The sequence below is a fragment of the Gracilibacillus timonensis genome, assembly GCF_900086715.1.
Lineage (GTDB): Bacteria > Bacillota > Bacilli > Bacillales > Amphibacillaceae > Gracilibacillus > Gracilibacillus timonensis.
The window spans coordinates 193,695-206,578 of the sequence record NZ_FLKH01000011.1; the positions used below are offsets into that span (position 1 = coordinate 193,695).

Consider the following 12,884-nt stretch of genomic DNA (forward strand, 5'->3'; position numbering starts at 1 on the left):
GGTATTTTATACGACTCGGGTTTTGAGCTCAGAAAATGGAGTAACGGTCATTAAGAAATATGGTAAACTATGTGACAGGATGTAAACTTGTTAGAAAGCAGGCGATAGCATGGCTCTACAAAAAGGATTTATATAGTATGAAAAAATGGTTTCATCGTTCTTTAAAAAATCAGCTCACTGTCTTTATCTTAGTAGTAGTATTAATCCCAGTCGGATTACTTGGCCTATTTTCCTATTTTATGACAGTACAAGTCTCAAAAGAGCGTGCAGTTGTCTCTGGTCAAGGTTCCATTAATCAACTAGAAGATACGATGACATTTATAATTGATGATATTGAGAATATATCCGTATTTTTGATTGGTCACCAAGCCGTTCAGGATTATTTGAGCCACGAAGGTGATTTGTATGCGGAACGAAGGGAAATATCTGGTTTTCTTTCAAATCTCGCTTTTTCTAAACGCTACATAGAAAACATTGTCATTACTCCTATCAATAATAATGAGCGCATCGCTACATCCATAACAACAACAGAGCCGGAGTTGGATAAGGAGGATATGGCAGAGGGAAATTGGTGGTCAGTGAAAGAAAGAAACGATACGTTAGATGGAAAAAGGGATATGATTACCTTGATTCGCCCGGTAAGAAGCACACATAATTTTCGATTGTTAGGTTACCTCACGATAAGTCTTAGCCAAGAAGTCCTTGCCGAGTATTTAAATTCGATTGATCTGGAGTGGAATGGCTCGGTATTAATTATGAATGAAGAGAAGGTATTGGCAGCAAATAAACAAGAGGCAACTGCGGATTTAGACGTTAGGACACTGAGCGAACAAGTACAAAAATGGACTAATAAAGATAGCTTTATCTATGAATCAGCTAAACAAAAGGCAACTGTATTCACTAGGAATTTGCCAGAAGTCAACTGGAGTTTGGTGCAGGTCATTCCATTTCAGGAGTATAGTTCACAGAACCGTTATGTCTTGTGGTTAACTATTTATGCCGTCATTTTGGCTGTGATATTAATTACCAGTTTGGTTATTTTTTTCATCGCAAAGGTATTTAAACCTTTAACTTCTTTAAAAGATTCTATTCAAAAATCAACACCAGGCGAGAAAATGAAAGCGGTTATTTCTAATGAGGATAATGAAATTGGTGATTTAATTACTAGTTATAATGACCTGAATGCGAGAATTGCGATGCTAATGGATGAAGTGAGGAAGAATGAGTCGTTGAAGCGAACGGTTGATATGCAAGCGTTGCAATCGCAAATCAATCCACATTTTCTATATAATACATTGGCATCTGTGCATTGGATTGCTTTGAGCACCAAATCAAATGATATTGCAAAGGTCGTTTCCCATTTAAGCAGTTTTTTACGGTTTAGTTTAAATAAAGGAAATGAGTATTGCACGGTGGAGCAAGAGGTAGGAAACCTTGTTCATTATTTAGAAATATTAAAAATACGTTATCCGAATAGCTTTCAACTCCATTTAGACATTCCGGAAGAAGTAAAACAATATGCCATGCTAAAATTAGTATTACAGCCCTTAATTGAAAATAGTATCACACACGGATTTTTTTCTGTTGATGATTATGATGGTAATATTGAACTGGCCATTAGGAAAGAGGGAAGCAATTTATTTTTTGTGGTGAGGGACAATGGAACGGGGATATCAACGGAATCATTAGATCAAATAAAACAGCAATTTAAAGAGGATCAGGAGACCGAAGTCGTTGTTGGGAAAAATTATGGGTTGCGAAATGTCAATTTACGGTTAATCTTACATTATGGTATCAGATCGGGCCTGCAAATTGATAGTAAGCAGCAAGGGGGAACGGTAGTTTATTTTTCTATTCCTATACAAGGGGTGAGAGAATGAAGGTATTAATTGCAGATGATGAAGTGATTATCAGAGAGGGCATGTCTAACGTCATTCCTTGGGATGACTATGGTTTTCGTTTATTACCTCCCGCTTCTTCTGCAGAGGAAGTGATCCAGCAATTAGAGGAGGGCGTGATTCCAGATATTTTGATCACAGACATTCGGATGAAGGGAATGACAGGACTAGAATTAGTCTCGTATATTACTAAACAGCATTATCCGGTCGAGTCTATTCTGTTGACCGGTTATGATGATTTTGAATATACCCAAGAGGCTATCCGACAAAGTGTCTGTGATTACTTATTAAAAACGAGCTCCCCTGATGAGATCATTGCGGCTGTTAACCGTGCCAAGTCTAGACTGGAAAGAGTAAGGGAATACGATCAGTTAAAAGAGTCAGAGGGAGAGCGTATGGTTATTGAATTATTGAAAGAGGCGATCTCTAATCGATCCACGACTTGGGATTATCGTTCGTTCGTTGAAGCAATGCCATTTTTAGAAAATCCTCCCTATCAACTTCTGATGATAGATGTGGATGAAGACCCTCATCAACTTCAAGCCAGCGAGAAATTATGGAATAGTTATATCGAGGGCAAATGGTTTATCTATTATAATCAAATATTGATATTGGTGAGACGAAAAGAGTATCTCAAAGATGATTATCTTTTGCAAATTGCTTCCCGAAAAATACATGAGATCTATCACAAACCAATGATGATGAGCACGGTAGTTAGTTCTTTAAATCAATTGCCAGCATTATATCAGCAATTACTTTCTTTTTTGCCCTATCAAAGGATCCTGCTAAACGATCGAATGATTACCGAGAAGAATATTACAAATAGGCATGGTATTCCTTATACAGAGCGGATGGTGATACATAAAGAAGAACTCCTTCACTGTTTGAAAGAGGGGGATGAAGAAAAGCTTCGACAATGGATTGAGGATTTTGTGGGTTGGTTAATGAATCATCCCGAGGCAACACCAGAATCTATTCAATTCTACGTTCAACATTTATATATTGAAAGCATCCGTTCTATGAATCAATTCGTCGAGGAAAAACAGCCGGAAAAGTACGAATCGATTCCACCGTTCCAACAGTGGTTCCAACAACCAAAGCAAGAATTGTTTGTACGATTATCTATGATTATGTCCAACTTTAGGTCGGATTACCATAAACGGACTGACTATGTAGAATATGCGATGTCTTATATGGAGAACCATTTAGGAGAGCCGCTCTCATTAAGGGAAGTTGCTGAGACTATCCCAGTGCACCCAAACTATCTTAGTGAAGTGATCCGTAAGAAGACAGGCAAAGCCTATATGGAGCTTTTAACAGAATTACGTATTCACAAGGCGGCAGAATATTTGCAGTATACATCCATTAGTGTAAAAGAAATTACAGAATTAGTAGGATATAAGGATAGTAAATATTTCACAAAGATATTCAAACGCTTTTATCAAATGACACCAACTCGTTATCGGAGCAAGATTCAGTAGTATAAATACAATGCTGTGTTTAATCATGCCCGGACCCTTCCATGTTTGGGCATTTATAATTGCTACCCGTGTGATTCCTTTTCTGTGTCTTTGCGTACTGATAAACATATGCAGAAAATAATATCTGTGATTTGTCACCCCTCACCTGTTAAATCCCTACCTTATTAAAATGTAAGCGCTATTATAAACTAGAGATAAGCAAAGAAAAAGGAGTGGTTCATAATGAAAAGGATGCTTTTATGGTTTGTTATGCTTTTACTGATCTTGGCAGGATGTGGAGAATCAGATGAAGAAAGCGGTGGTAATAACACTGATTCTGATAATGTAACCTTATCGATTTGGCATAACTTTGCTGGCGATGATTTGCGGGCAAAATCGGTGCGAGAAATGATTGCTCAATTTGAAGAGGATAACCCTAACGTAGCGATTGATGAACAGGCTATTCCAGTGGACGGTTATCGCCAGCGAATAAGTACAGTTGCAGCTGCTGATGAATTACCAGATATTTTTTTAACGTATGCTGGTAGTTTTACGGATGAATTTCAGGAGAATGATTTAATCCAGCCGATTGATTCTTTATTTGAGGAGAATCCGGAATGGCGTGATGGTTTCTTGGCTGGTGCTTTAGATCCGTATGACTATGATGGAGAACTGTACTCGGCACCAGTTGCTATGTCAGCTACCTCGTTCTTATATTATAATCGTGATTTGTTTGAAGAGCACGATATAGAGGTTCCACAAACATGGGAAGAACTTATCTCCACCATTGATTATTTTAATGAAAAGGATATTACCCCAATTGCTATGGGGAATAAAGCACCTTGGGTGGCACAATCTACGACATTCGGTGCGATTGCTGATCGGGTGACAGGAACGGATTGGTTTATGAACGCTGTTAATCAAGATGGAGCCAGTTTTACGGATCCTGAATTCATTGAGGCATTAGGATACTTTGAGGAACTTGTTGCACATAATGCCTATTCAGATGGAGCTAATAGTATGGATAATACACAGGCAGAGCAGCAATTTGTGCAGGGCAATGCAGCGATGATGATTAATGGATCATGGACAATTAGCAGTTTGGTAGCGTCTGCTTCGGAGGAAGATTTAGAAAATATCGGTATTGCCACAGTACCTGAAATCGAAGGGGGATCTGGTTCTGGTAACACGATTACTGGTGGGCCAGGTGGCGGTTTTCTGCTAAATAGTAAAACAGAAGGGGAAGCGAAAGAAATAGCACTAGATCTTATCTATACGTTGAGTAATGAAGAGGCACAAAAAACAATTGCGGAAAGTGACTCCATGGTTATGTATAATTTGGAACTTGATCGGGAAGTAGTAAATCCTTTGTTTTATGAGGCATTTAATTTGATTCAAGAGGTAGAATTTGCACCAGTTTATGATCTTTATATGACGTCGGCGGGTGCTGAGGCAGTAAATAATGGCTTGCAGGAAATTATGTTAGGTGGCGATGTGGAGTCCATTGCGGAGAACATTCAGCAGGCAGAAGCGGGAAATCAGTAATGAAAGAATTCCAACAGTGGACGGTTTCCGCTGTTGGATAGTAATTGCCTCGTAAGGAAAGGAAGGGATCGTATGCAATCAAAAGTAAAATTAACGGGTTTATTGACCATAACACTACTCCCGGCCCTTTTCATTTATAGTTTCTTTGTCATTATTCCAATTTTCTGGTCGTCTTACTACGGCTTTTTTGAATGGACAGGGTTAGGCGATACTACTTTTATTGGTTTGCAGAATTATTTGGAGGTTATTCAAAGCCCTATCTTCTGGAAAGCCTTTAAGAATAATTTGATTATTGTTGCTGCCTCTGTGCTTGGTCAAGTGCCAATAGCATTAGGACTGGCCTTGTTACTAAGAAAAAGTAATATGTTTCAACGCTTTGTTCGTTCTGCCGTTTTCTTACCTATGGTCATTTCCACGGTAGTAGTAGGATTGATTTGGGGTTATATCTTTGATCCAGAGTTGGGAGTAGTTAACACAGTACTTCGAACGATTGGATTGGAGTCTTGGACAAGGGCTTGGCTGTCTGACCCATCCGTAAATATGTATGCCGTTTCGGTTCCGATTATCTGGAACTATATTGGCCCCTACTTAATCATTTTTATAGCGGCGATTCAAAATATTCCTGGAGAAATTGAAGAGGCGGCCATTCTTGATGGGGCATTAGGCTGGCGTAAATTAGTGTATATTATTTTGCCAAACATGTGGGGAACGATCAAGGTGGTCATTGTCCTTTGTATCTCTGGGAGTTTGAAGGCCTTTGATCAAGTCTTTGTCATGACCGGCGGTGGACCGGCGCAGTCTACTGAAATTTTAGCCACTTACATGTACAATAACACCTTTCTTGTGTATCGTTATGGTTTTGGTTCCGCTATATCTACGATGATAATTATTTTGAGCATGATTTTGATTGTCATCAGCCAGATATTCATGCGCAGAAAAGATGCTGCAGGAGGAGGTATCTAGATGAGTACAGAAGTTTATCAAAAGAAGGCTTCGTCTAGTGTTTTCATTAAAGAATCCTTGTTTAAAATTCTGAAGTTTGGGTTCTTAACTGTTTTTTCGTTACTGATGATTTATCCATTGTATTGGTTGATCACTAGCTCAGTAAAGACAAACGAGGAATTTTTTTCTCAACCATATTCTTTTCCTACCAAAATAGAATGGGAGAATTTTCAACGGGCCTGGGAAGTAGCTGGGCTTGGTCAAGCAATGATTAATTCGGTAATAGTGACCATTGCAGGAACTATATTAACAGTGTTTCTTGGTGCTTTAACGGCATATGTATTGTCCCGGTATTCATTTAAGTTCAAAGGTTTTTTGATGGTATTCTTTTTATTGGGGATGTTAATTCCAGTGCATAGCACATTAGTGCCTTTGTTTACGATGATGAACGAGGTAGGCTTGCTGGACACATATTGGGCACTCATTCTGCCCTATACAGCTTTTGAGCTTCCAGTTGCCATCTTTTTAACAATGGCTTATATGGGCACGATTCCCAAAGAATTAGAAGAAGCTGCGGTTATAGATGGCAGTGGCTATTGGGGAATATTTTTTCGGGTAATGCTGCCTTTAAGTGTACCTGCCATGTCTACTGTTGCAATCCTGGCATTTCTGCGCTATTGGAATGAATTTGTTTTCGCATTGGTATTTATTAATGACAGTTCACTTAAAACGTTGCCATTAAGTCTGGCGATTTTTTCGGATGGGTTTAGTACGGATTATGCCCTGACCATGGCTGCTATGACGATTGCGGTTGTTCCGACAATAGTGATGTATCTTATTTTTCAGGAGCAGATTATGAAAGGGATGGTAGATGGATCGGTCAAGGGATAATAAAGAAAGGAAAGGTGACAAATGGATACGTTTCTGTCTAAATACGCAATTGTTATTCAAACGATTTATTGGTTTGCTTATTTACAAATGCTATGGCTGATTTTTTCTTTGGCAGGGTTGGTTGTATTTGGTGTGTTTCCTGCTACATATGCGCTACTGAGTGTATGGAAACAGGAATCGCTCACTTCTAAACAGACCTTTCAAATCTTCCGTGAGGTTTTTCGTCGTTCCTTCTTTGTAATGAATGGAGCGGGCATTCTATATGGTGTGATGGCGGGTTTGATTAGTATGAATTTGCTTTTTATAGAAGCTGTTTATATAAGGTTGCTTGTCTTGGCTTTCCTTGGCTTGATTTTCTTGAGTATCGTTCATTTTTTGCAATACTTTGAACGTGATAAGCCACTTATCCATCAAGTGAAGCGTGCTTTTTTACTTCTATGGATGCTTCCGAAAAGCAACGTAGGACATATGGGCGTGTTGGTAGGTATGTTGCTATTAGTTGCATTTATGCCTGGACTTGCTCTTTTCTTTGGGATGAGTGCAGCTATGTTTTTGGTTAATAAAATTGGATATTCTAAAGAAAGTGAGCAGTTGCAGCATAAATTGAAGACACACCAGCTTTCTGCTACTTAGTAGTGGAAAACGGAATGATCCATTTAGACATTTCCTTATCTGTCGAATCTATATAAGTTAGCGATCTCACTTTCGCAAGCAATCCTGTTGACTCTTCATTCCTCACCTTGTATGTTAGAAGAGATTAATCATAGTATTTTTGTATGAATTAAAGTGTTAAATGAGCAATCTATTAGGACATACGATACAGTGGAGGAGGAACGATTCATGAAGCGGATTTGGCAAGGCTATATCGTTGCACCACTTATTTTAAAAATATCGATTGCCCTCATTTTAGGTGTTGGTGTTGGTTTGATTTTTGGAGAGGATGCAGCAGTATTAGCGCCATTTGGTGATCTTTTGCTTCGTTTACTCACCTTTCTCATCATCCCGCTCATTTTATTCACACTAATCGTTGGGGTGAATTAAACAAATATTGGGAATTTAGGACGGATGGGCGGAAAGGTATTTCTCTATTATCTGCTTACTTCTGCTGTAGCCATCGCTGTTGGAATTGCAGTTGCTAGTATTTTTTCTCCAGGGACAGGGATGACGCTGGATACAGATCAGGAATTCGAAGTGCCAGACAATCCTGGTATTACAAGTGTTCTGTTAAATATTGTGCCAGAAAATATTGTAACTGCCTTTAGCGAACTAAATCTTTTGGGAATCATTTTCACCGCGCTTGTTTTCGGGATCGCAATCGCTGCTCTGAGATCTTCTGAAAGCCATAAGGAGCTTGGAGAATCTGTTTATCAAGTCATAGATGGATTAAACGAAGCAACCTTAAAGATTATGAAGGTTATATTGCAATATATCCCGGTTGGTATATTTGCTATCATTGCAGAAACGGTTGGTGATCAAGGTGCAGATACATTGCTAGAATTAGGAAGTATGGTTGTCGTTCTCTATATTGCATTAATCGTTCAGGTCGGATTTTATATGATGTTCATGTTTCTAACAAAAGTACCACTGAAAACATTTTTTACCCATGCGCGTACGCCGATGATTACCGCTTTTGTTACACAAAGTAGTTCGGGATCTCTCCCCTTGACATTAAATGCAGCTAGAGACATGGGACTTTCCAAAAGTCTTTATGGATTTAGTCTTCCATTGGGTGCAACGATAAACATGGATGGAGCTGCCATGCGTATTGCCGTATCCGCCGTATTTGCCGCCAATATTATTGGTGATCCGTTGAGCTATATAGAAATGCTGCAGGTCGTATTGATCGGAACATTAGCCTCGATCGGAACAGCTGGTATTCCAGGTGCAGGTATTGTGATGATTGCTACCGTATTTGTGCAGGTAGGTCTGCCCATGGAAGCAGTCGCCCTTCTTACCGCAGTAGACGCCCTGATTGGAATGGGGTGTACAGCGCTGAATGTCACTGGTGACTTGGTCGGTACATCTATTATTGACAAATCAGAAAAGAAGCGGAAATGAAGTAGTGGTTAAACGATGGTATATCGTTTGCAATAAATGGTTACACGACAAAGTAATCATCTTCCAATAAAAAATATTCACGAAATAAGAAAAAGCTATAAATAACCTAACCTTCTAATAGCCTAAGGAATAGATATTGATCCATAGGAGGTTAGGTTATTTTCTTTTTGCATGTCTTTTTATTAATGATTATCGTTAATTGTTTATTGAATAATATAAAATAAACCGTTATTATCAAAATAATCAACAAACGAAAAGAGGATGATTATATATGGTTAAGAAAAAAGTAAGTCAGCTGCTGCCTCAACGTTCTGGAAGAATGATAACGTTACTCAATGTTGTCAAGTGGTTTACGCTTGTGTTTTTAGTCTATACCATAGGAGAAGCAATTTGGTCTTTGTTTCTGCCTGCCTCTGCATTTGAGGCGGAATCGGGTGTGAATGCTTGGCGTATCGATGGACCAGTAGTTGGAAATCTGTTATTTAGTGCATATATTCCTTTTGATATTCTACTATTTGTCGGTCAGGATTATTTCGAGGCGAAACATGCCTTTATTACCTATGTGTTTTTTAACGGATTAACCTTTTCCCTCCCGCTCTTGTACGGAATTCGGCAAATAAAAACGATACTAGCCTCTATTGTGGAGGGTCGTACCCCTTTCTCTGATCAGAATGTGAAATGTTTACAACGGTTAGCCCTTGTTTTGTTTTTATATGGAATTTTTGGAAAACTCATTATCAACCTTGCTATGTCCGTGTTTGTAACTCAAATTGTGAGTATCAGTCTCTCGATGATTATTAGTTATTCTGCCCTGATTGCAGGTTTATTATTTTTTGTTGTGGCGCAAATCTTCCAATATGGAACTTATTTGCAAAAAGAAATGGATGAAACGGTGTGATGAAAGATGGCGATTATTGTTAGATTAGATCGTATGCTAGCTGAGCGGAAAATGAAATTAAATGATTTGGCAAGGATCACGGGAATTTCCAATGTTAATCTTTCTAAATTAAAAACAGGCAACGTTAAAGCGATACGATTCTCGACATTGGAAGCTATTTGTAAGACATTGCGTTGCCAGCCGGGTGATATATTGGAATATACAGAAGATGAAGAACAGGATGAGGCATAAAAATATCTGTTTTTCGATTGGGAACAGATTAGCTTAGAATATTTCGTTTTCTATGTAGTGTATTTGTTTATTTTTCTGTGATAGGGAAGCGACTCAGCAAGCCCTGCACTTGGTTTTTACAAACAGTTTGTTATACATTCCAAGTGTTATACAAAGCGTCTTGAGGTAGGCTTATGATACAATAGGGCAGTAGGAAATGAACATGGGGAAAGCGGGTTTATATGGAGTTCTTCATTTTTATGGTGATTATTTTTCTTGCTTCCATCTTGCAAACTAGTACAGGTTTTGGTTTTTCTATTTTAGCGACACCATTCCTATTATTATTGTTTCAGCCAATGGAAGCGATTCAAATTAACTTGATTTTGTCATTAGTCATATCGTGTGCTTTAATTGCGAAGATCAGAAAAGATATAGACATGGGGATTCTTAAGCGTTTTGTGCTAGGGAGTCTGCCAGGCTTATTACTAGGAATATATATTTTCTTGGCTATGGATATCAATGGTCTGAAGCTTGCTGTTAGTTTGATTATTTTAGTGTTAACCGTGTTGTTGATTGGTAGATGGCGATTGCGTCAAACAAAGAAACGCGACCTTGCGATTGGTGGTTTATCGGGAGCTTTTACAACCAGTATTGGGATGCCAGGTCCACCGCTATTGCTCTATTTTTCAGGGACGAATACGATTAAGGAAACGTTACGAGCCACCACGTTGGGCTATTATCTGTTTATCTATTTTGCCAGTTTGATCGTACAAATCATATTTGCTGGCACGAACCAGACGGTTTGGTTATCTAGTTTATGGGCATTGCCGGTGGTGGGCATTGGATTAGTAGCTGGTCAATGGTGGTTCAAAAAAATGAGCCCGCGATTCTTTCAAGTGTTGACTTACTTATTATTAATCTTCACAGGTATTTACTTATTACTGGAGAGTATAAGATGAAGCGTCTTTATCAGCAGTTTGGCAACAGATAAAGAGAATGGAGGTAGAACATGACATATTCCTTAACAGGTAAACTAGCTCTAGTAACTGGTGGCTCTAGAGGATTGGGAAAAAGTATTAGTGGAGCCTTGGCGGCAGCTGGGGCAACCGTCATTGTCAATTATGCTAATGATGTAGAGAGTGCTGAACAAACGGTGAAGTGGATTCGGGACAATGGCGGTGAGGCGAGAGCCGTGCAGGCAGATGTGACCGATGAAGAAGCGGTAGACCAGCTTATTAAGCAAATTGGAGAAGAAACAGGTGGTACGATTGATATCTTGGTTAATAATGCGACCGGAGCTCAGCCACAATTATCGATTGAAGAGAGCGAATGGACCGATTATGAAGCGCAATTTCGCTTTTTTGTGAAGGCGCCTTTATTACTAACAAAAGCTGTCCTTCCAGGCATGAAGATGAAGCGGAGTGGTCGTATTATCAATATTGGCAGTGAGGTCGTTCAGCTTGGTAATGCTCGTTTCGCCAATTACGTTACAGCGAAGTCTGCACAGTTGGGTATGACGCGGTCATGGGCAAGTGAACTTGGGCCGTTTGGAATTACCGTGAACGTAATTAATCCAGGTTTTATCCCTGTGGAGAAGCACGCAGAAACCCCAGCAGATGTATTAGCGCAATATCAAAACAATGTCCCGTTGCAGAGAATGGGAGTGCCTGATGATATTGGAAATGCTATTGTCTTTATCGCAGCGGATGAAGCAAACTTTATCACAGGACAATCGCTGTCTGTTAATGGTGGGAATACATTTGGGGTATAAGTCTTAACATAGAATAGGATAGATAAAGTAAAATATATCAAGGCTTATTTTTTAGCCTCTGCTAATGTCTATTCGTTGCACAGGATGCGGCTCATGGATGTTTGGCGGATAATTGCATCGAAAAAAATGCGTCAACATATAATAGAAAGGTTGAATCGAAATGGAATTAGGTATTCTGACAGATACCATCAAACGTGATTCGATAGAAGAGACCTTGGAAGTGATCAACTCGTATGGTTTGCATTATATTCAGCTAGATTTAACAAGTGCTGGCCTCTCTACCATGCCGGAAAAAATTGAGGTAGAGATGGTCAAAAGAATCAAAGATGCTGCTCAAGAAAATGATATTACGATTAGCGCAGTTTCTGGTACTTTCAATATGTCCCATCCTGATGAGAATGTGAGACGGGCTGGTTTGGAGCGGTTGGAAAGCCTTGCCGTAACGACCAAATCAATGGGTTCCTCCGTAATTACTTTGTGTACAGGAACAAGGGATGAGGAAAATATGTGGAGGTGGCATCCGGATAATAATACGCCAGAGGCTTGGCGTGATATGTCGGATTGTTTGAGACAAGCTTTGGATATTGCAGCAGAGCATGATGTTATCCTAGCTATTGAAACAGAGGCCTCCAATGTGGTGAACACAGCAGCGCGTTGTAGAAAAATATTGGATCAAATGCAGTCGCCTCACTTGAAGGTGATTATGGATGCTGCCAACTTGTTTCAACTTAATCAATATGATCAAATGCAAGCTACCATTCAAGAAGGATTTGATTTATTAGGGGAAGAAGTGGTTCTTTCTCATGCGAAGGATCTCTCTGCCGAACCAGGACGGAGTTTTGTTGCAGCAGGAGAAGGGATTCTTGATTATGATTATTACCTCGCACAGTTGGCTCAGGGATATGATCATATTCCGTTAATTATGCATGGATTATCGGAAGCACAGATCCATAAGAGTATGGAATTTTTAAAACAACATATGATTTAGCAAGAAAAAAGGCGCCGTCGTACAGGTTGATCTGCTGTACAACCAGTCGCCTGCATGATGATTGTGCTAGGTAATAGTTCCATCTTTTAGCAAGCTATTTTGTTTATTTGTTATAAAATAAGATAGCACATTTCAATTGTTACCGATAACAAATAGTGATATAATAAAAATTATCTCTATTCTATGTAAATACGTGAAATTCACAAGAATCATAGTCAATCCT

11 protein-coding genes and 1 pseudogene are annotated in these 12,884 nt (G+C 39.1%); all 12 read left to right on the forward strand.

Annotated features, from left to right (window positions below):
• Nucleotides 1-137 precede the first annotated feature (137 nt).
• Nucleotides 138-1,880: a sensor histidine kinase gene (locus BN6556_RS08315; protein ID WP_066189642.1), complete on the forward strand. Its 1,743-nt coding sequence runs from the start codon at nucleotides 138-140 to the stop codon at nucleotides 1,878-1,880.
• Nucleotides 1,877-3,379 (forward strand): response regulator, encoded by a 1,503-nt coding sequence (locus BN6556_RS08320; RefSeq protein ID WP_066189646.1) that lies wholly within the window; start codon nucleotides 1,877-1,879, stop codon nucleotides 3,377-3,379. The genes BN6556_RS08315 and BN6556_RS08320 overlap by 4 nt, the downstream gene beginning before the upstream one ends.
• A 222-nt stretch (nucleotides 3,380-3,601) precedes the next feature.
• The gene (locus BN6556_RS08325; RefSeq protein WP_066189647.1) at nucleotides 3,602-4,903 is read left to right on the forward strand and encodes an extracellular solute-binding protein; all 1,302 of its coding nucleotides are present in this window, start codon (nucleotides 3,602-3,604) and stop codon (nucleotides 4,901-4,903) included.
• Between the two features lie 72 nt (nucleotides 4,904-4,975).
• Entirely contained in the window at nucleotides 4,976-5,866 is an 891-nt protein-coding gene (locus BN6556_RS08330; protein ID WP_066189648.1) for a carbohydrate ABC transporter permease, read from the forward strand.
• Entirely contained in the window at nucleotides 5,867-6,736 is an 870-nt protein-coding gene (locus BN6556_RS08335) for a carbohydrate ABC transporter permease (protein WP_066189652.1), read from the forward strand.
• 21 nt (nucleotides 6,737-6,757) lie between these two features.
• Nucleotides 6,758-7,369, forward strand: a complete 612-nt coding sequence (locus BN6556_RS08340; protein ID WP_066189655.1) for a DUF624 domain-containing protein — start codon at nucleotides 6,758-6,760, stop codon at nucleotides 7,367-7,369.
• Nucleotides 7,370-7,576: 207 nt separating this feature from the next.
• A pseudogene (locus tag BN6556_RS08345) lies at nucleotides 7,577-8,794 on the forward strand (dicarboxylate/amino acid:cation symporter).
• 271 nt (nucleotides 8,795-9,065) lie between these two features.
• The gene (locus tag BN6556_RS08350) at nucleotides 9,066-9,692 is read left to right on the forward strand and encodes a DUF2975 domain-containing protein (RefSeq protein ID WP_066189658.1); all 627 of its coding nucleotides are present in this window, start codon (nucleotides 9,066-9,068) and stop codon (nucleotides 9,690-9,692) included.
• Between the two features lie 6 nt (nucleotides 9,693-9,698).
• Nucleotides 9,699-9,923 (forward strand): helix-turn-helix domain-containing protein, encoded by a 225-nt coding sequence (locus BN6556_RS08355; protein WP_066189662.1) that lies wholly within the window; start codon nucleotides 9,699-9,701, stop codon nucleotides 9,921-9,923.
• 221 nt (nucleotides 9,924-10,144) lie between these two features.
• Complete coding sequence (locus BN6556_RS08360; protein ID WP_066189665.1) at nucleotides 10,145-10,861, forward strand: sulfite exporter TauE/SafE family protein; 717 nt, start codon at nucleotides 10,145-10,147, stop codon at nucleotides 10,859-10,861.
• Nucleotides 10,862-10,911: 50 nt separating this feature from the next.
• Nucleotides 10,912-11,673: an SDR family NAD(P)-dependent oxidoreductase gene (locus tag BN6556_RS08365; protein WP_066189669.1), complete on the forward strand. Its 762-nt coding sequence runs from the start codon at nucleotides 10,912-10,914 to the stop codon at nucleotides 11,671-11,673.
• 160 nt (nucleotides 11,674-11,833) lie between these two features.
• Nucleotides 11,834-12,661, forward strand: a complete 828-nt coding sequence (locus tag BN6556_RS08370) for a sugar phosphate isomerase/epimerase family protein (protein WP_066189674.1) — start codon at nucleotides 11,834-11,836, stop codon at nucleotides 12,659-12,661.
• Nucleotides 12,662-12,884: the final 223 nt, after the last annotated feature.